This is a genomic window from Nocardia lijiangensis NBRC 108240, from assembly GCF_001613045.1.
Classification (GTDB): Bacteria; Actinomycetota; Actinomycetes; order Mycobacteriales; family Mycobacteriaceae; genus Nocardia; species Nocardia lijiangensis.
Window position 1 is genome coordinate 1 of sequence record NZ_BDBP01000038.1, and the last position, 22,327, is coordinate 22,327.

General features: G+C 69.9%; 17 protein-coding genes. 7 read left to right on the top strand and 10 right to left on the bottom strand.

Annotated elements, in window-relative coordinates; genetic code table 11:
* Nucleotides 1–670: DUF6542 domain-containing protein (locus NL1_RS15180; RefSeq protein WP_067839976.1), on the bottom strand; the 670-nt coding region annotated here is incomplete at its 3' end.
* A gap of 82 nt (nucleotides 671–752) precedes the next feature.
* Nucleotides 753–1,910 (bottom strand): DNA recombination protein RmuC, encoded by a 1,158-nt coding sequence (locus NL1_RS15185; protein ID WP_067839979.1) that lies wholly within the window; start codon nucleotides 1,908–1,910, stop codon nucleotides 753–755.
* 291 nt (nucleotides 1,911–2,201) lie between these two features.
* On the opposite strand from NL1_RS15185, the gene NL1_RS15190 reads away from it, so the two are divergent.
* Both NL1_RS15190 and NL1_RS15195 read left to right on the top strand, forming a co-directional pair.
* Nucleotides 2,202–3,389, top strand: coding sequence for an exonuclease SbcCD subunit D (locus tag NL1_RS15190; RefSeq protein ID WP_067839821.1), 1,188 nt, complete (start codon nucleotides 2,202–2,204; stop codon nucleotides 3,387–3,389).
* A 199-nt stretch (nucleotides 3,390–3,588) separates the two neighbouring features.
* Nucleotides 3,589–6,693 (top strand): AAA family ATPase, encoded by a 3,105-nt coding sequence (locus NL1_RS15195; RefSeq protein WP_067839824.1) that lies wholly within the window; start codon nucleotides 3,589–3,591, stop codon nucleotides 6,691–6,693.
* Between the two features lie 15 nt (nucleotides 6,694–6,708).
* Here the strand turns inward: NL1_RS15195 and NL1_RS15200 are convergent, their stop codons facing one another.
* From NL1_RS15200 to NL1_RS15220, 5 genes are all read right to left on the bottom strand, one after another.
* Nucleotides 6,709–8,160 carry an MFS transporter gene (locus tag NL1_RS15200; RefSeq protein WP_067839827.1) on the bottom strand — a complete coding sequence of 484 codons (1,452 nt, stop codon included), beginning with the start codon at nucleotides 8,158–8,160 and terminating at the stop codon, nucleotides 6,709–6,711.
* Between the two features lie 278 nt (nucleotides 8,161–8,438).
* Nucleotides 8,439–8,951 (bottom strand): methylated-DNA--[protein]-cysteine S-methyltransferase, encoded by a 513-nt coding sequence (locus NL1_RS15205; RefSeq protein WP_067839829.1) that lies wholly within the window; start codon nucleotides 8,949–8,951, stop codon nucleotides 8,439–8,441.
* A 30-nt stretch (nucleotides 8,952–8,981) separates the two neighbouring features.
* Nucleotides 8,982–10,637 (bottom strand): DNA-3-methyladenine glycosylase 2 family protein, encoded by a 1,656-nt coding sequence (locus tag NL1_RS15210; RefSeq protein WP_067839832.1) that lies wholly within the window; start codon nucleotides 10,635–10,637, stop codon nucleotides 8,982–8,984.
* Between the two features lie 139 nt (nucleotides 10,638–10,776).
* Nucleotides 10,777–10,947: a YbdD/YjiX family protein gene (locus tag NL1_RS15215; protein ID WP_245673292.1), complete on the bottom strand. Its 171-nt coding sequence runs from the start codon at nucleotides 10,945–10,947 to the stop codon at nucleotides 10,777–10,779.
* A gap of 71 nt (nucleotides 10,948–11,018) precedes the next feature.
* Nucleotides 11,019–13,298, bottom strand: coding sequence for a carbon starvation CstA family protein (locus tag NL1_RS15220; RefSeq protein ID WP_067839982.1), 2,280 nt, complete (start codon nucleotides 13,296–13,298; stop codon nucleotides 11,019–11,021).
* A 194-nt stretch (nucleotides 13,299–13,492) separates the two neighbouring features.
* Here NL1_RS15220 and NL1_RS15225 point away from each other — a divergent pair, with 194 nt between their 5' ends.
* From NL1_RS15225 to NL1_RS15235, 3 genes are all read left to right on the top strand, one after another.
* A complete protein-coding gene (locus NL1_RS15225; RefSeq protein WP_084510617.1) occupies nucleotides 13,493–14,887 on the top strand; it encodes an ABC transporter substrate-binding protein in 1,395 nt (464 codons plus the stop codon).
* A gap of 98 nt (nucleotides 14,888–14,985) precedes the next feature.
* Complete coding sequence (locus tag NL1_RS15230; RefSeq protein ID WP_067839988.1) at nucleotides 14,986–15,864, top strand: carbohydrate ABC transporter permease; 879 nt, start codon at nucleotides 14,986–14,988, stop codon at nucleotides 15,862–15,864.
* 116 nt (nucleotides 15,865–15,980) lie between these two features.
* On the top strand, nucleotides 15,981–16,817 hold the full coding sequence (locus tag NL1_RS15235; protein ID WP_067839838.1) for a carbohydrate ABC transporter permease: 837 nt from the start codon (nucleotides 15,981–15,983) through the stop codon (nucleotides 16,815–16,817).
* Between the two features lie 146 nt (nucleotides 16,818–16,963).
* Here NL1_RS15235 and NL1_RS15240 read toward each other — a convergent pair whose 3' ends face one another.
* Together NL1_RS15240 and NL1_RS15245 are read right to left on the bottom strand one after the other, a co-directional pair.
* Nucleotides 16,964–17,386, bottom strand: coding sequence for a VOC family protein (locus NL1_RS15240; protein WP_084510619.1), 423 nt, complete (start codon nucleotides 17,384–17,386; stop codon nucleotides 16,964–16,966).
* 10 nt (nucleotides 17,387–17,396) lie between these two features.
* On the bottom strand, nucleotides 17,397–18,233 hold the full coding sequence (locus NL1_RS15245; RefSeq protein ID WP_067839841.1) for an AraC family transcriptional regulator: 837 nt from the start codon (nucleotides 18,231–18,233) through the stop codon (nucleotides 17,397–17,399).
* Between the two features lie 174 nt (nucleotides 18,234–18,407).
* Between NL1_RS15245 and NL1_RS15250 the strand changes: the two genes are divergently transcribed.
* Together NL1_RS15250 and ychF are read left to right on the top strand one after the other, a co-directional pair.
* Nucleotides 18,408–19,328: a quinone oxidoreductase family protein gene (locus tag NL1_RS15250; protein ID WP_067839844.1), complete on the top strand. Its 921-nt coding sequence runs from the start codon at nucleotides 18,408–18,410 to the stop codon at nucleotides 19,326–19,328.
* Between the two features lie 215 nt (nucleotides 19,329–19,543).
* Nucleotides 19,544–20,623: a redox-regulated ATPase YchF gene (ychF, locus tag NL1_RS15255; RefSeq protein ID WP_067839847.1), complete on the top strand. Its 1,080-nt coding sequence runs from the start codon at nucleotides 19,544–19,546 to the stop codon at nucleotides 20,621–20,623.
* Nucleotides 20,624–20,825: 202 nt separating this feature from the next.
* On the opposite strand, the gene NL1_RS15260 is transcribed toward ychF, so the two are convergent.
* Entirely contained in the window at nucleotides 20,826–22,049 is a 1,224-nt protein-coding gene (locus NL1_RS15260; RefSeq protein WP_067839850.1) for an FAD-dependent monooxygenase, read from the bottom strand.
* Between the last annotated feature and the right edge of the window lie 278 nt (nucleotides 22,050–22,327).

Genomic DNA, 22,327 nt, shown 5'->3' on the forward strand with positions numbered 1-22,327 from the left:
GACCGCGCCCGCTCGCGCCGACCCGGGGCGGCGCGTCGGCGACGTTCTTCGACGGACGACCGCCGGGACGCGGCGGTTCGTACTTGTCGGTCACCGGATCCTCGTCCGCTTCCGGCTCCGGTCGCCGCAGGCGACGGCGCGCAGGCTCGGCGGGTGCCTTCTCGTCGCCGCGCTTCGCGGTGCGTCCCCAACTCGAACCGCGGCGGGCCTCCGTGGACTGATCCGCTGCCGACTCCCGCTTGGCCGCCACGATGCGCAGGCCGCCGATGGCCAGCACCAGCGCGGTGGCGAGGATCATCGTCGGGAACCGGTTCACCAGCGGGATGGCCAGGTTCAGCAGGATGTCCTTGAGTCCGGTCGAGATCCGTCCGGTCAGTTGCTGATAGGCCAGCGGAACCGCGAGGAAGAGCAATAGCGGTGGCAGGACCATCGCGGTGAACAGCCCGCGGAACCGCACGGCGAGCACCGCGGCGACACAGCCGGCGACATACAGCGTGGCGAAGCTGGCGGTGAGCTCGACGCTGTCGCCGCTGGCATCGATCAGGAACCCCAGCAACGTGCACGCGACCGCGATCAGGACTGCCGCCCAGGCCGGGACTCCCGGCACCGAGGGCAGGACCGAACGTTGCGGCGCGGGCACCCGGGATCGCACACGTTGGGTAGCAGCCACGTCATGAACACTAACTGCCGCACCGTTCGGTGGGGTTACGGCGGGGCCGTTGCCCCGTTAACTGGCAGGCGGAAGGACGCTCTCAATCGTCGGCGTCGGCGAACCCCACGGCACGCGGGCGGGAGTCCACCCGCTGGATCGCAGGCGCCTCCTGTTCGGCTATCTCGAGCTCGTGCAGTTTGCGCGCGGTGACCATGACCCGCGACTCGACCGAGGCGACAGCGTAATTGAAAGCGTCCACCGCCTTGCCGAGCTGGGCGCCGAGCCGGTCCAGGTGCCTGCCGGTCATGCCGAGTCGCGCCGACAGCTCTCTGCCCAGTTGCTGAACCGTCGCCATATCCCGGGACACGGCCTCCTGCCGCCACCCGAACGCCACCGTGCGCAGCAGGGCGATCAGCGTCGTCGGAGTGGCGAGGATCACGTTGCGGCCGAACGCGTGTTCCAGCAATCCCGAATCCGTGGTGAGCGCGGCGTCCAGGAACGGGTCGCCGGGCACGAACAGCACGACGAACTCCGGCGCGGGATCGAAGGCCGCCCAGTACGCCTTGTCGGCCAGCTGGTCGACGTGCGCCCGCAGCTGCTTGGCGTGCCGCACCAGCAGGTCGGCGCGCACGTCGGGGTCCTCGGCGGTGCTGGCGTCGAGGTAGGCGGTGAACGGCACCTTGGCGTCGACCACGATGTGCCGGCCCCCGGCCAGGTACACGACCAGGTCCGGCCGCACCGAACCGATGCGGTCCGGCCCGCCGTCGCCGCGCACCGCTTTGCTCACCTGCGTGGCGAAGTCGCAGTGCTTGGTCATCCCGGCCAGTTCCACCACGCGCTCCAGCTGGATCTCGCCCCAGCGCCCGCGCACCTGTGGCGCCCGCAGCGCCGCGACCAGCTGACCGGTCTGGCTGGAGAGCTGATGCGAGGTGCGCTGCATGTTCGCCACCTGCTCGCGCAGGCCCGAGTACGCGTTGATGCGATGGTGTTCGACCTGCTGGATGTGCTGGTTCAGCGCACCGACCGCCTCGCGCAGCGGCTCCACCATCGCGCCGACGGCGTGCGAATGCCTGCGCGCCGCATCCTCGTTCGCGGCGTGCAGCGACTGCCGTAGCAAATGCTCGTTGTCGGTGGCGGCCGCCAGTCTCGCCTCCGCGACGGCGGCCCGCTGCCCAGCCCTCGCGGTATGCCCCAACCAGCCCATTCCGACTCCAGCGGCGAATACCAGCAACAGTGCGACGAGCATCGGTGCGGTCATAGCGCAGATGGTGCCGTACGCCACCGACATCCGAGCAATCAGGCAGCACCCGTGCGGGGATCGTCGGCCGCCGGGCGTTGAACCACACGCAAGCAACGCACCTTCCCAGCCGCTTCGAGGGCGAGCCTGACGAGCCCGTTCGCGGCCGTCTCGCGTCCGGGTGGTCGAAGCGCATGCGACGCAGTCGCGAGTCTCGACCACCCGGACGCGAGACATGAGGGCCGCGAACACGCCGCGCCGCAGGCGCGGCAAATTGAACCCTGTCGGTGGATGGCTCTACGGTTTCTGGCCATGCGGATGTTGCACACCTCGGATTGGCACATCGGGCGTACCTTTCACGGCGTCGATCTGCTTGCCGATCAGGCACGTTCGCTGGCTGCCATCGCGGAGTTGGTGGCGGCCGAGTCGGTGGACGTGGTGGTCGTGCCCGGCGACCTGTACGACCGGTCGATCCCGAGCGCGGACGCGATCGCGGTGTGCAACCGGGGTTTCGAGGCGATTCGCGACGCGGGCGCGGTGATCGTCGCGACCTCGGGCAATCACGATTCGCCCGCGCGGCTCGGCGCCGGCGCGAGTTTCGCCGCGGCGGGCGGGCTGTATCTGCGCACCACCGTCGCCGACGCCGATCGGCCGGTCGTGCTGGCCGACGAGCACGGCGAGGTGGCCTGCTACGGCATCCCGTATCTGGAGCCGGAGATCACCCGCGCCGAACTCGGTGTCCCGCAGGCGCGTTCGCACGCCGAGATCCTGGCGGCGGCTATGGGCCGGATTCGCGCCGATCTCGCGGGACGGCCGGGTGCGCGCGCAGTGGTGCTCGCGCACGCGTTCGTCGTCGGCGGCGAGTCGACCGGTTCGGAGCGGTCCATCTCGGTCGGCGGGGTGGAGACGGTGCCGCTCGCGGAGTTCGACGGCATCGACTACGTGGCGCTCGGCCACCTGCACTCGCCGCAGACGCTGTCCGGGTCGGTGCGCTATTCGGGCTCGCCGCTGCCGTACTCGTTCGCGGAGAGTTCGCACCGCAAGGCGGTGTGGATCGTCGACCTCGACGCGGACGGGCTGTCCGCCGTGCAGCGCCGCGACCTGCCGGTGGTGCGCGGGCTGAGCCGCCTCACCGGAACGCTGGACGAACTGCTCGCGGATCCGGCGCACAACGCGGCCGTCGACCATTACGTGTCGGCGACCCTCGTCGACCAGGCCCGCCCGATCGACGCGCTACGCAAACTGCGCGAGCGCTTCCCGCACGCCGTGCACGTGGAATGGGTGCGCCCCGGCGGCAACCCGGAGCTGCATTACCGTGAGCGAGTGCACGGCCGCCGCGACACCGAAGTAGCACAGAGCTTCCTCACCGACGTGCGCGGCGCGCCGAGCGAGGGGGAGATGAAGTGGATCGAGCGGGCACTGGCCGCCGCCGTGGCCGAACCCGAACGGGTGTCCACAGTGCCCGCCGAGCATTCGCTCTCCGGCGAGCTGAGCGCATGATCGCGCGGAATGCAGTGCGCGGGTCTGCGCTGGGCCGATGGCGCAGGTTTGCGCTGGGCCGATGGCGCAGGTTTGCGCTGGGCGAATGGCGCGGGTTTGCGCTGGGTGGATGGCGCGGGTTTGCGCTGGGTGGATGGCGCGGGTCTGCGTTGAATGAGTGGCGCGGGTCCGTGCGGAGGGTGTGGCGCGAGGTCGGCGCATGAGACTGCACCGGCTGGAGATGACCGCGTTCGGCCCGTTCGCCGACACCACGGTCGTCGACTTCGACGCGCTCGGCGCGGACGGGCTGTTCCTGTTGCACGGTCAGACCGGCGCGGGCAAGACGACCGTGCTGGACGCGATCGCCTTCGCCCTCTACGGCCGAGTTCCTGGCGCGCGCGGGGAAAGCAAGCGCCTGCATTCCGATCACGCGCCGGAACAGACGCCGCCCCAGGTCGTGCTGGAGGCGACGCTGGGCGGGCGACGCCTGCGGCTCACCAGGATTCCTGAGTTCGAGCGGCCCAAGCTGCGCGGCACCGGTATGCGCACCGATCCGCCCAAGGCCACGCTGACCTGGTTGGACGGGCGCGGCGAGAACCTCTCGCGCATCCCCGATATCGGCGACGAGATCATCCGCCTGCTCGGCATGAGCGCCGACCAGTTCTTCCAGGTGGTGCTGCTTCCCCAGGGCGATTTCGCGCGTTTTCTGCGGGCCGACAACGAGGATCGCGAGAAGCTGCTCGAAAAGCTCTTCGACACCGAACGTTTCGGCACCGCCGAGCACTGGCTCGCGGACAAGCGCCGCACCTCGGCGACCGAACTGGAGTCGCGCAGGCAGGGCATCGAACGGCTGATCGCGCAGATTCGCGGCGCCGCGGGCCTGAGCGTGACGGAGTCGGTCGGCGTGTTGGAGGCCGTTGGCTGGTCGCAGGATCTGCTCGCCACCGCCCGCACCGACTTGACCGAAGCGACCGCGGAAGCCGAACGCTGCCAAGCGGATTCGTCCGAGCTGCGCAAGTTCGCCGACGAACAGCGGCGGCTCACGGAGCTGAAGCGCCGGACGACGGCCGCCCGCGGTCAGCTCGACCACTACGCCGCGAGCGCCGATCACCGCGTCACGCTGCGCGAGGAGCTCGAAGCCGCCCGCCGGGCCCAGCCGGTCACCGAGGCCATCGACGAGGCGCGCGCCGCGGTCATGACCTCGCGTCGTCGCGAGGGCGAGGCGGATGCGGTCGCGGCGCGACTGGCGGGCGCGCTGCTCGAGCCCGCGGCGGCCGATCTCGGCGGTGCGGAGCTGGTGGCACCGGAAAATGCTGGTGCGGACGAGGATTCCGGTGCGGACGAACCGAGTCCGGCGATTCGTGCGGACGCCGATCTCGACGCCGTCGTTCGTCGCTGGAGTGCCCAGATCGGTGCGCTCGACGAGGTGCGGTCCGATGCCGCTGCCGCCGACCGGCTGCGGCGGGAAGTCGCCGAGCTGCGCACCGAGTCCGCCGCGCTGACCGAACGGATGACCGAGCTGACCGCGCGGCGTGCGCGTCTGCCTGCGACGATCGCCGCGGCCGAGGCCAGGGTCCGTGAGGCGGGCGAGGCCGCCGCCACGCTGCCGTCGCTGACCGCCGAGTGCGAACGACTCCAGGCCGCCGCCACCGCCGCCGTCGAATTGGCCGGTCGCAGAACGGATCTGGATCGCGCCCGGATCGAATTCGAGAGCGCGCGGACCGTCCACAACGACGCCAAGGAACGCGTGCTCGACCTCCGGGAGCGCCGCCTTGCGGGCATGGCCGCCGAACTCGCGGGTCAGCTGGTCGAGGGGGAACCGTGCACGGTGTGCGGCGCGGCGGAGCATCCGGCACCGGCAAAGCCCGCGCCGAGCGCGGTCTCCAAGGACGCCGAGGACGCGGCGGTAGCCAGTGAGCGCACCGCCGAGGAGAACCGCGACCGCGTTCATGCCCGAATCACCGGTCTGGAACGCGAGATCGAGGCGCTGGCCGCCCGCGGCGGCGACGCCGACCGCGTCGAGCTCGCGGCCGCTCTGCGCTCGGCGACCCACCGCTACGAGGACGCCGCCGAACTCGCCGCGCTGGTCGACGGATCGACCGCCGAACTGTCCCGGCTGCGCACCGCGGAAACCCGCCTGCACGACGACCTGCGCGCGACCGAGGCGGGCGGCAGCACCGTCGTCACCCGCATCGCCGCGTCGGTCGCCCGCCTCGACGAACTCACCGACCGCCTGCGCGCCGCCGCGGGCGCCGACGAAACCATCGATCGCCGCCGCGCCCGGCTGAACGGACTCGTCACCGACGCGACCGCGCTGCGTGCCGCACGCACCGCGGCGGCCACCGCGCGGGAGCAGGTCACCGTGGTCGCGGATCGGGTCGAAAGTCTCGCGCGCGCAGCGGGCTTCGTTCCGGAAGAGCCGCTCGGCGCGGATGCCGCCCGCGACGACGTCGCGTTGCTCACCGCTTACGCGCGCGTCGTCAACGCCGCCTCGCGAACCCCGCAGCGGCAGCAGGAAATCGACGCGGAACTCGTCGCCGCCGAGCACGCCCGCGCGCACGCCGAGAAGGTGCTCGCCGAACCCGAGATCCAAGCCGCCGCCACCACCGAACTCGGCGATCCCGCGGAGTTGGAGTGCAAGCTCGCCGAGTCGCAGGCCCGGCTGAACGCGGCCGTCGCCGCCCAGGCCGAGGCGGGACGGCGGGTGCAGCTGCTCGAGGAACTCGGTGGTCAGCTGTGGACCGGGGTGGACCGGATCGCGCCGCTGCAGCGCACCCACGAAGAGCTGGCCGGACTCGCCGACGTGGTCGCTGGACGCGGCGAGAACAACCGGCGCATGTCGCTGCGCTCCTACGTGCTCGCCGCCCGCCTCGAAGAGGTGGCTCTCGCCGGATCGGTGCGGCTGCGCCGAATGTCCGGCGGCCGTTACGAATTCGTGCACTCCGACAAGGCAGGCCCACGCGGCAGACGCGGTGGCCTCGGCCTCGACATTCGCGACGACTACACCGGCGCCGTGCGCCCCGCCAAGACCCTCTCCGGTGGCGAGACCTTCATGGCGTCCCTCTCGCTGGCGCTCGGCCTGGCCGACACCGTCGCCGCCGAATCCGGCGGCCTCGTCCTGGACACCCTCTTCATCGACGAGGGCTTCGGCGGTCTGGACGCCGACACCCTCGACGCCGTCATGGGCGTCCTGGACGAACTCCGCGCGGGCGGCCGCGTCGTCGGCCTCGTCAGCCACGTCGACGAAATGCGCCAGCGCATCCCCAGCCGCCTCCACGTCCTCCGCGGACGCACCGGCTCCCACCTCCACACCACCGTCGCCTGAGCCCGCGGGGTGGTCCTAACGCTCGGCAGGCGCTGAAGCCTCCGCTCTTTCGGGATCGGCCGACGGCGCGGTTGTTGTCGTCCGCAGAAGGGTGAGGGTGAAGAGGACGCCGAGGGTGGCCAAGGTGGCGGCGGTGGCGAAGGCTGCGGTGAGGCCGGTGCGGTAGGCGGTGTCGGGGGGTGTGGTGGCGCGTGTGGTGATCAGGTCGGCGAGGAGGAGCAGGGCGGTGACGCCGAGGCCGGAGCCGACGCGTTGGGCGGTGTTGACGATCCCCGCGGCGATGCCTGCGTCGGCGGTGTCGACCGAGGTGACAGCGGGGGCGGTGACGCCGACGAAGGCGGCGGGGAGGCCGATGCCGAGCAGGATCGCGCCGGGGAGGATGTCGATCGGGTAGTCGGCGTGCTCGGGGAGGCGGGCGAACCAGCCCATGGCCAGGGCTTGGAGTCCGAGGCCGAGCGCCAGCACGCGCGCTGCGCCGAGACGGTCCATGAGGTAGGGGATGACGGTGCGGGAGGCGAGGATGTTGACCACCGCGACCGGGAGCACCGCCAGGCCGGAGCGGGTCGGGCTGTAGTCCTGGGTGTTCTGCAAATACAGCGCGAGCAGCGCGAAGGTGGGCACGTGTGCCGCGCCGACCAGGGCGTTCACCACCGCCGAGCCGCTCACCTGGCGAATCGTGAAGAGCCGCAACGGCATCAGTGGGTGCGGGCTGCGCGCTTCGACGACCACGAAGGCGGCGAGCAGCGCCAGCCCGAGGGCGAGCAGACCGGCCGCGATCGCACGGGTGCCGGTTGTGCCGAGCGCGCCGATCGCATAGCCGATGAGCAGCAGCGCCGTCGTTCCGGTGATGGCGCCGGGAATGTCGAGTCGGCGCACCCCTTCGGCGGGACGCGCGGAGTCGGGTGGTAGCAGCCGGACGCCGGCGAGCGCGACGAGCCCGACGGGAACGTTGACCAGGAAGATCGAGGGCCAGCCGAACGCGTCGGTGAGCGGTCCGCCCACCGCGGTGCCGATCGCCGCGCCCGCCGCGCCCATCGCGCTCCACACCCCGAAGGCCCGGTTCCTGGCCGCCTGCGCGGTGAAACTTGCGGTGAGCAGGGCGAGTTGGGCCGGAATCAGCACCGCGGCCCCGACGCCCTGGAGGGCGCGCGCCGCGATGAGCAGCGCGGCGGAATCGGCGAAGCCCGCCAGCGCCGACGCGGCGGTGAACACGACCAACCCGCCGGTGAATACCCGGCGCGGTCCGATCAGGTCGGCGGCGCGCCCGCCGAGCAGCATGAACCCGCCGAACGCCAGCAGGTACGCGTTGGTGACCCAGCCGAGCCCGGCCTCGCCGAGTCCGAGGTCCGCGCCGATGGCGGGCAGTGCCACGTTCAGCACCGTGGTGTCGAGAAAGACCACCAGTTCCACGACGGTGATCAGCAGCAGGACCAGCCGGTCTCGGCGGTCGAAGACTCTCTCGGCCATTGGCCATCCTCTCACTAGAGTTCAACTCTAGTGAGAATGTCACTAGAGTTGAACTCTAGTCAATGCTGTCATTGCAGCGGCGCCTTTTTTCGGCAGCGACCGGCCGGAAGTGCGGACGATCGCCCGATGACTGTCAGCGGCGCGTGCACCACCCGCAGGCGCGGCATGTCCGACGCGCGGTAGGCAACGCCATTGCTCTGCCCGTTTCGTTCCCGCAAAACGTGAACGCGCCGGTCACCCCGAGTGGGTGACCGGCGCGTACGAGCCCGGCGAAAACCTCACGCTTCGTGATCGAGCAACCACCTCTTGACGTCCAGCCCCCAGCGGAACCCGCCCAGCGCCCCGCCGATCCGCAACACCCGGTGGCACGGCACGAACAACGCCGCCGCATTGCGCGCGCACGCATTGGCCGCGGCGCGGGTCGCCTCCGGCCGTCCGGAGATGGCGGCGAACTCGGTGTAGGTCACCGGATCGCCCGCGGGCACCTTGCGCAGCACATCCCAGGCGTGCATGAGGAACTCCCCGGACCGCTGGCGCACCGGAACGTCATCGATGGCGTGCACGTCCCCGCGGTGATAGGCGAGGACGGCCTCCGTGACGGCGCCGAGCGAATCCCGTTGGCGCAGTGCGGTGGGGCGCAGCGTCGGATGGATCAGCAGGCGCAGGTTCTCCGCGTCGGCGGTCCAGCCGGAAGCCAGCACCGCGCCCTCGTCGTCGGCGATCGCCGTGAACGGGCCGATGGGGGTGTCGACGACGGCGAAGCCGGCGGCGCGGGTCGATTCGATGCTCATGGTGTGCTCGCTTTCGATGCGGCAGGGGTGTCAGTTGGTCTTGCGTGCCGAGCGGGCGGGTCGCTTGGGTGCTGCGGCGCGTCTGCTCAGCGCGGTCTTCCACAGGTGCATGGACAGATAGGAGCGCCACGGCGCCCAGCGTGCAGTCGTGCTCAGGTCGATGCCGAGCAGGTCTGCGCCCTGCCGGACGACCAGGTCGGTGTCGAGCAAGATATCGGGGTCGGCCAGCAGCCGCATGATCACGTAGTCGGCGGTCCACGGTCCGACGCCGTCCAAGGCGAGCAGATCGCGGCGCAGCTCGGCCGCGGTGCGTCCGGGATGCAGCTGCAGATCGCCCGCCGCGATCGCGGCCGCGGCGGCGACGATCGAGCGGATGCGCCGCGCCGGGCCGGTCAGCACCTCGGCGCCCCGCTCGGCGATGACGGCCGGGGTCGGGAACAGTCGCGGCACCGGCCCCTCGACGGGATCGCCGAGCGCCTCCACCAACCGGGCCGTGTGTGTCGCCGCGGCCGACACCGAGATCTGCTGACCGATCATCGTGCGCAGCAACAGTTCCGGGCCGTCCAGGCATCCGGGCACTCGGATGCCCGGGGTGAACAGCACCCGATCGGCACCGGTGCGCGACATGCCCGCGCCGACCGTGGCGGGCGCACTGCCCGCATCGGGCAGGGTGGCGGTGCGCACCCGGCGCGCGTCCTCGTCGTCGAAGGCGTCCACGGCCCGGCCTGCGGATGCGCGAGGTGCGCTGCTTGCGAACGCGGCCATCGCGTCCGCGCCGAGCACCTCGTCGATGCCGACCGGATCGGCGTCCAGATCGAGCAGGTGACGCAGCCGCGCGACGGTCGGCGCGAGATCGCGCATGTCGTGCAGTGCCAGCTCCGCGCGCACGTGATCGCCGCGGAAGCCGAGCCGGGCTGTCGCGTGTCCGTGCGGCGTGCGCAGATTCCTGGTGTAGACGCGGTCTTCCCACAGCTCCATGCCGGGCGCCACGTGCGCGGAGAGGAACCACTCCAGCCAGGCGCGGTCCATCGGCTCCCGGTACGGAAGGCGAAGCGAGAGTGTGCCGTTCGCGGTCGGCGCGGGCTGTGCCGGGTCTTTGCGCGCGCGCTGTGACTCGGTGCGCATGGTGGTCGGGCTGACCGCGAACACCTCGCGCACGGTGTCGTTGAACTGCCGGATGCTGGCGAAGCCCGCCGCGAACGCGATATCCGACATCGGCATCGCGGTGGTCTGGATGAGCAGGCGCGCGGTGTGTGCGCGGTGCGCTCTGGCCAGCGCAAGCGGACCGGCCCCGAGTTCGGTGGTGAGCACCCGGGTGAGCTGGCGCTGGGAATAGCCGAGGGTGGCGGCCAGCGCGGGCACCCCGCCCCGCTCGATGACGCCGTCGCCGATCAGCCGCATGGCCCTGGCCGCCAGATCGGCCCTGGTGTTCCACAGTGGCGAGCCGGGCGCCGCATCCGGCAGGCAGCGGCGGCACGCACGGAAACCCGCGTGCTGCGCCGCGGCCGCCGTCGGCAGGAAGCTGACATTCGCCCGCTTCGGGGTGATCGCCGGACACGAAGGGCGGCAATAGATTCCGGTGGTACGCACCGCCGTGAAGAACTGACCGTCGAAGCGCGAGTCGCGCGTCGATACCGCCCGATAGCACTGCTCGAAATCCAACGCCGTGATCGTCACGCATTCCACAATGTCACCCGTCGCCGCCCCGTGCTAGCGGAAATCAGACACTATCGCCAGGCCGGCTCCCGGCGCCACAGACCGTCCACACGCCTCACACAGGCACAGCGCGTGTGAAGCGTGCGGACGGTCTGTGGCAGGTGGTGGATCAGCAGCAGCGGTTGGTGGGGCTGCGGTCTGCTTCGGCGTGGCGGTCGCGCCAGTATTGGCGCTCGGTGGGGATCGGGCAGCCCGGGTGGGTGCGCCGCAGATGGGCCACATACCGCTGGTAGTCCTGGCCGCCGAGGATGGAGCTGAACCACCAGACGACCCCGCGCACCGCGTCGAACGCACGCCGCGGGAGGGCCGGTCGCGCTGACCTGCCCTCCCGCGACGCGAGCGATTCGCCCATTACGCGGGCGCTTCCGCCTTGGCCGCGCCCTGCGCGTGGGCCGCGCCGGGTGCGCGCACCTTGCCCGTGGCGATCAGCTCGTCCCATTCCTTCTGCACGGCCTTCTCCGTCGCGGTGGCGACGAACCCGCTCGGCGCGAAGATCTTCGACGGCTCCTCCGGCGACTCGGTGGTCTCACCACCGCCGGAGCGCCAGGCACGGAAGCACACCAGCGCCCCGACCACCGCGACGATCAGCACCAGCACCGCGAACACGATCGAGAGCGTGCCCTGGATGAAGGTGTTGCGGATGACGGTCTCGACGTCCTCCGGCGTCTTCGCCGTCAGGCAGAGCTTCCCGGCTTCCTGCGCCTGCTGGCAGAGGCTGTGCTGCTTCCAGTAGCCCAGCTTCGGATCGTCGGAGAAGATCTTCTGCCAGGACGCGGTCATCGTCACGAGCAGGTCCCAGGCGAGCGGAATGCCCGGAATCCAGGCCCATTTCGCCAGGCCCTTCTTCACGATGATGGTCATCACGACGGTCAGCGCGACGGCGGCCAGCAACTGGTTGGCGATACCGAACAGCGGGTAGAGCGCGTTGATGCCGCCGAGCGGATCGGTGACGCCCATCAGCAGGATGGAACCCCACGCCGCGACCACGACGAACGAGCACAGCCACGCACCGACCCGCCAGGACGGATCCTTGAACTTGCTCAGCGGGCCGCCGAAGTTGCCCAGCGCGTCCGAAGTCATGAACCGCGCCACACGGGTGCCCGCGTCGATCGTGGTCAGGATGAACAGCGCCTCGAACATGATCGCGAAGTGGTACCAGAACGACTTCATGCTTTCGCCGCCGAGGAACTGGTGGAACACCTCGGAGATGCCGACCGCCAGGGTCGGCGCGCCGCCGGTGCGCGAGATGATGCTGTTCTCGCCCACGTCCGCGGCGGCGCCGGAGTAGGTCTCGGGCGTGGCGGGCGGACCGGCAAGGCCGAGCGAATTGGTGTAGGCGGCAGCCTTTTCCGGGGTGCCGCCGGTCAGGCCGAGCGGCGCGTTCATGCCGAAGTACAGGTGCTGGTCGATGATCGAGGCGGTGATGATGGCCATCACGGCGACGAACGACTCCATCAGCATGCCGCCGTAGCCGATCATCCGCGCGTGCGATTCCTTCTCCAGCAGCTTGGGCGTGGTGCCGGAGGAGACGAGCGCGTGGAATCCGGAGAGCGCGCCGCAGGCGATGGTGATGAACAGGAACGGGAACAGGCTGCCCGCAAAGGCCGGACCGGTGCCGGTGGAGGCGAAGTCGGAGATCGCGGGCGCCTTCAGCACCGGCATGGTGATGAGGATGCCGACCGCGAGCAGGCCGATGGTGCCGATCTTCATGAACGTGGACAAGTAGTCGCGCGGGGCGAGCAGCAGCCAGACCGGCAGCACCGAGGCCAGGAAGCCGTAGGCGATCAGCAACCAGGCAATGGTGGTCCGCGACAGCGTGAACCAGTCGGCGCCCCACTCGGTTTCGGACACCCAGCCGCCGGAGACGATGGCGAGCAGCAGTAGCGCGATGCCGATCGCGGACACCTCGCCGACCTTGCCGGGCCGCAGGAACCGCAGGTAGACGCCCATGAACAGGGCGATCGGGATGGTCATCGCGATGGAGAAGACGCCCCACGGGCTCTCGCCGAGCGCGTTCACCACGACCAGCGCGAGCACCGCGAGCAGGATCATCATGATCACGAGAATCGCCACGATGGCCGCGATGCCGCCGACCGCGCCGAGTTCGTCACGCGCCATCTGCCCGAGGCTGCGCCCGCGCCGCTTGGTGGAGGCCCACAGCACCAGGTAGTCCTGCACCGCACCGGCCAGACAGACGCCGACCACGATCCAGATGGTGCCCGGCAGATAGCCCATCTGCGCGGCGAGCACCGGACCGACCAGCGGACCCGCGCCCGCGATGGCGGCGAAGTGGTGCCCGTAGAGCACCCGCCGATCCATCGGCATGAAATCCTTGCCGTTCTCCAGGATTTCGGCGGGCGTCGCGAGGTCGTCGCGCGGCTTGGTGATCTTCCACTCGATGAATCGCGCGTAGAAGCGGTAGGCGATGATGTAGGTGCTCACCGCCGCGATCACGATCCAGACCGCGTTGACGTCCTCTCCGCGCGCTATGGCGAGGATGGCCCAGGCGACCGCGCCGAGTATCGCGATTCCGGCGAAGATTGCCTTCTTCGCCGGGGTTATCGGGGACCTGTCCACCACGCCGACGGGCGGCAGGTCGGGGTCGGTCCGCAGATATTCGATTGTCGCCATCTGCCTACTCTCCTGTGAAACGCGCAGGATCTCGACGTGCGGGATCTTGCTGAAACACGAGACAAAGTAGCCCATGGCCGATCGTCGTTGCGCGGATTCCGGCCATCGATGGGCGACCGTTAAATATTGTTCGTGTGTCGGCCCGCACGTTATTCATAGCCGGACGTATGCTGCGGTGCTGTTCGTCACACTCCATGTCCGCCCCGAGGAGGGCTGTTCTGGATCCGACCCCGCGTTCGCCCGCGCCGTGCCCGGCCGCGCGCGCCCTCGGGCGGCCGACCACCGCAGCGCCGCGCGGAATTCGCAGGCGCACCCTGCTCGGCTCGGCGCTCGCCGCGCCGCTGCTGGCGGGTGCGTGCGGTTCCGACGACGACGCGCTGACGTTCTTCTTCCAGGCCCGTCCCGAAGAGGCGCGAGTCCGGCTGCGGATCATCGACGAGTTCCGTAAGCGGCATCCGGACATTCCGGTGCGCACCATCATGTCGGGTCCGGATCCGTTGCAGCAGATGCTCACCTACTGCGCGGGCGGCAAATGCCCCGATGTGCTGATGGCCTGGGAACTGCTCTACGCGGGGCTGGCCGAGCGCGGCGTGCTGCTCGATCTGCGCACGCTGCTGGACAAGGAGCCCGAGTACGCCGCCGCATTGCGCCGCGACAGTTTTCCCACGCTGTACGACACCTTCACCTACGGCGGCGGCCAGTACGCGCTGCCCGAGCAGTGGTCCGGCGTCTTCCTCTATTACAACCGCGCGCTGTTCGCCGAAGCCGGGCTGACGCCGCCGGTTCGCTGGCGCGACGCGTGGAGTTTCGACGAATTCCTCGCCGCCGCCCGCGCGCTCACCCGCCGCGATGCCGACGGGCGCACCAGGCAGTGGGGTTTCGCCGACGCCTGGGTGCCGTACTTCTCGGCCGCCTGCTTCGGGATGAACAACGGCGCCGAATGGTTCACGCCCTCGGTGAATCCGACCCGCACCAATCTCGGCGATCCGCGCTTCGCGGAGGGGTTCCAGTTCTACGCCGATCTCGCGGTGCGGCACCGGGTGGCGCCGAGAGTCGCCGACCAGCAGTCGGTTTCGGCACCGGATTTGTTCCGGCGCGGTCGCGCGGCCATGGCGCTCGGCGGGCACTGGCTGTACTCCGAATTCGCGGGCAACGACGGCGTTCCCATCGATCTGACCGTGCTTCCGGTCGGCCCACAGGGCGGATCCGGGGCGATCACCGACGTCGGTTGCACCGGCCTGTCCATCGCCGCCGACAGCCCGCGCATCGAACAGGCTTGGGAGTTCGTGAAATTCGCGACCGGACCGGTCGGGCAGGCCATCGTCGCCGAGTCCGGACTGTTCGTGCCGGTACTGAAATCCGCTATGGCCACACCGGGATTCGCGGCGGCGCACCGCGAGATCCGGAATCTGGAGGTGATGACCGACGGTCCGGCCAATTCGCGTCCGCTGCCGGTGACGCCGATGTGGGGCAAGGTGTCGGCGCTGCTCGAACGGGGCGGGAACCGGGTGCTGCGGGGTGCGGCGACCGCGCAGTCGGAGAGCGGTCGGCTCGCCGCGGACGTCGACGAGTTGCTGGCGGCGCGATGAGTACCTCCGTCGACGACGCGGTGCTGGACGACGCGGGAACGCCCATTCCGCAACGCAAGACGAGGGGATCGCGCAGGGGCACGGCGCGGCCCGGACGGCTGGCGCGCAGGCGGGAGCGGGCCGGATGGTTGTTCGTCGCACCGAATCTGGCCGCGGTGCTGGTCTTCCTGCTGTTCCCGCTCGGCTTCTCGCTGTATCTGAGCTTCCACGCGTGGGATCTGTTCAGCCCGCCGCGGTTCGTCGGAACAGCGAACTATCGTCGGCTGTTCGGCTCCGATCCGCTGTTCCTGATAGCACTGCGCAATACCGCGGTGTTCACCGTGCTGACGGTGCTGCCGACGGTGGCGATCGGGCTGGTGGTCGCGGCCGTGCTGAACCGAAAGCTGGCCGGTATCGGCCTGTTTCGCACCATCGCATTCCTGCCGCTGGTGGCGTCGACGGTGGCGATGGCGGTGGTGTGGCGGTTCATCTTCACCACCGACGACGGGCTGCTCAACATAGGGCTCGGCTGGTTCGGCATCGACCCGGTGCCGTGGCTGACGGACCCGGACTGGGCGCTGGTCTCGCTCAGCATCGTGACCGTGTGGAAGAGCGTGCCGTTCGCCACCGTCATCCTGCTGGCGGCCATGCAGGGCGTGCCGGAAACCCTGTACGAGGCGGCGAAGATCGATGGAGCGGGCGCCGTGCGGCGCTTCCGGTCGGTGACGCTTCCGCTGATCCGCGGGCCGCTGTCGTTCGTCTTCGTGATCACCGTCATCAACTCGGTGCAGGCCTTCGACCAGGCGTACGCGCTCACCGGCGGCAGCGGCGGTCCCGAGACCGGCACCTATCTGCTCGGGATCATGCTGTTCCAGCACGCCTTCGGGTTCTACGAGGTGGGCTACGCCTCCGCGCTGGCCTGGGTGATCTTCGCGATCCTGTTGGTGCTGACGGTTCTTCAATTACGTCTGTCTCGGCGTGAGGAGACCGAGTTGTGAACGCCGAGAAGATCTTTCACCGGAGGGGCAAGACCGCGGCGAGCGCCCGATCTGCCGGAGGCCGGGCAGCCGGACAGGGACCACCCCGACTCGATGGTCGTGCAGCCCGCGGTCGCGTGGACCGGGCGGTCGTACGCAGGTTGGTACGCGGCATCGGCATCTACGCCGCGCTGGTCGGCGTCGCGTGGTGTGCGCTGGCGCCGATCCTGTGGGCGCTGTCGGGTTCGCTGAAACGCGACGGCGAGATCACCGAGCCGACCATGCTGCCCGCGGATCCGCAGTGGTCCAACTTCGGCCGGGTGTTCGAGCTGCTGCCGATGGGCCGCATGCTGCTCAACACCACCGTCTACGCGGCGTGCGTGACCGCGGGGCAGGTGTTCTTCTGTTCGCTGGCGGGATATGCCTTCGCGCGCTTGCGTTTTCGCGGAAGAGAGACGTTGTTCCTGGCCTACCTCGCGACGCTGATGGTGCCGCTCACCGTCACGGTGATCCCGCAGTTCCTGCTCATGCGCGCCTTCGGCTGGGTGGACACGGCATGGTCGATGATCGTGCCCGGCCTGTTCGGCAGCGCCTTCGGCACCTACCTGATGCGCCAGTTCTTCCGCACGCTGCCAACGGAATTGGAGGAGGCCGCCATCCTCGACGGCTGTTCCACCTGGCAGGTGTACTGGCGCGTGCTGCTCCCGCACACCCGCCCGGCTCTCATGGTGCTCGCGGTGCTCACCTGGATCACCGTGTGGAACGACTTCCTCTGGCCGCTGGTCATGATCCAGCGCAACGAGCTGGCGACGGTCACCCTCGGGCTGGTCCGCTTGCAAGGGCAGTACTACTCGCAGTGGCCGTTGCTCATGGCGGCCGCCGTCGTCATCCTGCTGCCCCTGCTCGCCGTCTACGCGATCGGTCAACGGGCGTTCATCCACGGCATCGCCATGTCCGGCCTCGGTGGCCGGTGACGAAAGCTGCTGTCACGCAACCGATGCGGAAGAGGTGCCGAAGCGCGGCGGCGGCGTCCTACTGGGCCGCCGCCACCGAAGCTCCGTAGCGACCGCGCGAGATCGGATGTGCGGCATCGGTTTCCGACGTGGGGGAGCGGGGTGGGTTACTCGCCCCAGTAGGTGCCGAAGCTCCAGAGGTTGCCCTCGGGATCGCGGACGGTGAAGCCACGCGAACCGTAGTCCTCGTCGCGCAGGCCGCGCACCACCTCGGCGCCCGCGGCGGTCGCGCGGTCGAAGAGGTCGTCTGGCTTGTCGCAGACGATGTAGAGCGAGTCGTTGCCGGGCTTGCGCTGACCGAACGGAGTGTCGTCCTTGCTCGCGGAACCGAACATGATGCCGCCACCGAGTGGCCAGCGCAGCTCGCCGTGCTCGACGATCGACGGATCGTCCTCGCGGGCGTAGACGGCCGAGACCTGGAAGCCGAAGGCGTTCACCAGGAAATCGGTCATCGCCCTGGCGTCGCGGAAGGCGAGGCAGGGCCAGATCGCGGTGCGGGTGGTGGTGTTTGCTGTCGTGGGATTCGTCATGACTCCAGCCTCATCCTCCGACCCCCGGCTCGTCTTGGACGGATGGAATCTCCTCGGCCAGCCAGGTGGTCGGGCTGCACCCCGCGAGGTCGAGGAAATCGCGATTCAAGTGGGCCTGGTCGTAGTATCCGCAGGTCGCGGCGACCTGGGCGATGGAGACGAACGACGGCGTGCGCTCGAGCATCCGCCTGGCCCGCTCGAAACGGGTGATGCGGGCGGCGAGCTTCGGGCTCAGCCCGAACTCGGCGCCGAACTTGCGGGTCAGATGCTGACGGGTCCAGCCGATGCGCTCGGCCAGCGGACCGATGCTCGCGGTGCCGCCGCTGGCGACCACGGCCCGCCACGCCCAGGTGAGCTCGGGGGTGACGAGCCGGTCGGGACAGGACATGCGGGTGAGGATCTCGTCGCAGACGGCGAATCGTCGCGACCACGGCGCCTCGCCCTGGAGCCGCTCCCACAGCTCGTCACCGGTCGGACCCGCGAGCTCGGCGCATTCGAGCGAGGTGTTCCAGATCTCCGCGGCGGGCAGCCCGAACAGCGTCCGGCAGCCGAGCGGGGTGAGCGCGATGGCCACGCCCTCCTGATGCCCGTCGTGCGCGATGGCGGCCGAACTCGCCTGCAATCCGCTGAGGACACAGCGGTAGTCGCGCGGCTGCTGGGCCGGATCGGTCTGCGCGACGACATCGATGGCCGGGCCGATGGCGACGATGAACGTGAGATGGCGCGACGGCATGCCCCGGTGCAGGCCGGGCGCGTATCCCGTCATCCGGTAGCCGAGGTAGTGATCGATGAATGCCGCCAGCGCGGGCGCCGGTCGGGCCGTCACCACCTCCGTGGTCGGCTCCATACGGGTCACGGTACGCCCGCGCGGGTCGTCCGCCCACCGATCTTCGGGCGCGCGAACGTGGCACACGCCGCGGTTCGGGGTGCGGTGAGATCGCGCACACGGGCGGCCTCGGGTCTGTGAGTTCGGATTGCCAGCCAGTTACCGTTACGCCTTCAGATGAGGAATGGAGGTGTCATGCGTCGAATCCGATACGAGCGCAGTGGTGGTCCCGAGGTGCTCGAGCTGGAGTCGGCGGAGACACCGGTACCCGGGCCCGGCGAACTTCTGGTGAAGGTACACGCGATCGGCGTGACCCTGCCGGTGGTGCGCAAGGTGCGCGAACAGCCCGAACCCGTCCCGCTGGGCGGGGAGGTCGCGGGCGAAGTGATCGCGGTGGGGGAGGGCGTCACCGACTGCGCGCCCGGCTACCGCGTCACCGGCCTGTGTTTCGGCCACGGCTACGCCGACTACGCCCTGCTGCGTCAGGAAATGGTGTCGCCCATCCCCGACGGCGCCTCCGCCGTCGACGCGGTCGCGCTGGTGCGCAGCGGGCTCGTCGCGCTCGGTGCGCTCGACGCCGCGAAGCCGGAATCCGGTGAATCCGCGCTGGTCACCGCCGCGGCAAGCGGTGTAGGACATCTGGCCGTGCAGCTGGCGCGGGTGCGCGGAGCCAAGCGCGTGGTCGCCGCCGTCTCCGACCCCGCCAAGAGCGAGTTCCTTCGCGCACTCGGTGCCGACGAGGTGGTCGTGTACGGGCAGCCGTGGGGCGAGCCCGTCGACTACGTCCTCGATGCCGTCGGCGGTGACCTGCTCGGCCCCGCCCTCGCCGCGCTCGCGCCCGGCGGACGTCTCGTCGCCTACAGCTCCGGCGGCGGCGTCATCCAGGCCTACGACCTGCTGGCAGGCGCCAAATCGGTGATCGGCTTCCAGATGGCGCGGGTCGCGCGCGAGACGCCGGCGGTGTACGAGCACTGGCGGCAGGAGCTGTGGCAGTACTTCGCGTCCGGGCAGGTGCGGCCCGTCGTGCACGGGGAATTCGCGTTGGAGGACGCGGCGGCGGCGCACGCGGTGATCGAGGGGCGCGGGAATCTCGGGAAGGTTGTTCTGATTCCCTAACGGCTCGCTGCAGCCGCTTGGTCGAGCCGTCTACGAGGTTTCGCATAGCGGCCTCAGCGCAGTGCCGTGGATGCGGGCCGGAGATGTGTCGGCCCGTGCTCGAAGCGCTGCGAGCCAGGCTCGGGGATCCCTCCGCGGCCGGTCGGATCCGTGCGGGATGCCGAGGCGATGGCGCTGGCCGGGCGGTCCGAGGCGGCGCGTAGACTCTCTACCTCGTGAGTCTCACCCTCGGAATCGTCGGCCTGCCCAACGTCGGAAAGTCGACGCTGTTCAACGCGCTGACCAAGAACGACGTGCTGGCCGCGAACTACCCGTTCGCGACCATCGAGCCGAACGTCGGCGTGGTCCCGCTGCCCGATCCGCGGCTGGACAAGCTGTCCGAGATCTTCGGTTCCGAGCGCATCGTGCCCGCCACCGTGTCCTTCGTCGACATCGCGGGCATCGTGAAGGGCGCCTCCGAGGGCGCGGGCCTCGGCAACAAGTTCCTCGCCAACATCCGCGAGGCCGACGCCATCTGCCAGGTGGTGCGCGTCTTCGCCGACGACGACGTGGTGCACGTCGACGGCCGGGTCGACCCCTCCGCCGATATCGAGGTCATCGAGACCGAGCTCATCCTCGCCGACCTGCAGACCCTGGAGAAGGCCGTCGTGCGGCTGGACAAGGAAGCCAAGGTCAAGAAGGACCGCAAGCCGGTCGCCGACGCGGCCAAGGCCGCCCAGGAGATCCTCAACAGCGGCAAGACCCTCTTCGCGGCGCAGGATCAGGTGGACACCGAACTGCTCAAAGAGCTTTCGCTGCTCACCATCAAGCCTTTCCTCTACGTCTTCAACGCCGACGAGTCCGTCCTCACCGACGAGGCCAAGGTCGCCGAGCTGAAGGCCTCCGTCGCCCCCGCCGACGCCGTCTTCCTCGACGCCAAGGTGGAAGCCGAACTCCTCGAGCTCGACACCGAATCCGCCATGGAACTCCTCGAATCCATCGGCCAGACCGAACCCGGCCTGCACGCTCTCGCCCGCGCCGGCTTCCACACCCTCGGCCTCCAGACCTACCTCACCGCGGGCCCCAAAGAATCCCGCGCCTGGACCATCCACCAGGGCGACACCGCCCCCAAGGCCGCGGGCGTCATCCACACCGACTTCGAACGCGGCTTCATCAAGGCCGAAATCGTCGCCTTCATCGACTTGGTCGCCGCGGGCTCCATGGCGGCCGCCAAGTCCGCGGGCAAGGTGCGGATGGAAGGCAAGGACTACATCATGAGCGACGGCGACGTCGTCGAGTTCCGCTTCAACGTCTGAGCCCTGCGAAGAAGTAGTGCAGCGCGTGTATCGCTGCTGGTAGAGACTCTGCTGAGCCCCCATCCGTGTCCGGGTGGGGGCTCAGTCGTTTCGCCGGCGTCAAGCGTTGGCCGGTTCGGTCAGCGCGGTATGCGGCATAGAGCGGACGTAGTCCGGCGGTGGCCTATCGAAGCGTCGTCCCGCTCGACACGTTATGTGACACCTACGGCTTGGCCGACGAGGTGATCGGCGATCCGGCCGGGGCCCCGGAGTCCGGCACCCCTGCGTAGTCGGGCAGCTCGACGCCGTTGATCGCACGCTCGATCAGCTCGGTGAACCATTCGCTGTCGAAATCGATGCTCGGCTCGGCGTCCGGCCCGGGGACGTCGCGGCTGCGCGCGTTCAACCGGCCGATCTCCTGGTTGGCCTCGACGAACGAGCGCATCCGCCTCTCGTACCCGGCGAACCCGGCTTCCGGGTCCCACCCGGCGGCGGCCAGCTCTCCGGCCAGCAGGTAGGCACCGACCAGGGCCAGCCCGGTGCCCGCCCCGGACATCGGCGACGAGCTGAACGCCGCGTCCCCGAGCAGCCCCACCCGCCCGCTCGACCAGCGGTCCATCACCACCTGGGCGACCTGGTCGAGGTAGAAGTCCGGGGTGTCGTCCAGGTGCGCGAGGATGTCCGGGGTCAACCAGCCCAGCCCGGCCATCCGCTCGCGCAGCAGCCGCTTCTGGGCCGCGACGTCGCGGTAGTCGACGTCGAGGTCGGCCGAGGGGAAGGAGAACATGGCCATCGCCCGGGTGGCGTCCGGGATGGGCCGCAGGCCGGCGGAGCGCCCGGATTCCTGGTAATCGATCAGCCAGCGGTCCAGCCCGAACTCGTTCGGCACGGTGTAGAAGGCCAGCACGTGCCCGAGGTGACGGACGAACCGCTCGCGCGGCCCGAAGACCATCGCTCGCAGCGCCGAGTGCAGCCCGTCCGCCCCGACCACCAGGTCGAAGCGCCGCCGGTCGCCGCCCGCGAAGGCCACGTCGACCCCGTCCGCGTCCTGGGTGAGCTCGGCGATCCGGTCGCCGAAGACGTACTCGACACCGTCGCGGGTGTCGTCGTGGAGCACCCGGGACAGGTCCCCGCGCAGGATCTCGATCTCCGAGATGAACCCGTCGCCGCCGTCGTCATCGGCACGGTAGGTCTCCAGCACGTTCCCGTCCACGTCCACGGTGTACGCGCCAGCGGTCTCGGTGCAGGCCGCGCGCACCGCCGCGTCCAGCCCCATCCGCCGGATGACCTCCTTGGCAACCCCCCGCGCGTCCACCGCCTGCCCACCGGGACGCAGCTCGGGGGCCCGCTCCACCACGGTCACCTCGGCCCCCCGCCGGCGCAGCCAGTGGGCCAGCGCGGGCCCCGCGATGCTCGCCCCCGCCACCAACACTCTGGTACCGCTCACTGCGCCTCCTGCTCACTCGCCCGGATCACGTCCGGATCGCTTGCTCCTGCTCTGACCCACCGCTGTCGGTGTATCCAGAGGTATCGACGACGGATCCACACAAAATTCATCGGTGCAGCCGAGATCGTGTCCACGCTCGTGCGAACACCCTGAACCCGCAGGCATTACAGCGCGTGTCGACCTGGGCTGGAACCTGGAACAGCTGACCTGCGTCCAACCCGAGCATGAACAACTCACGGCGACAACGAATTGCGCGCACCGGCGGCGATCCCGATGAC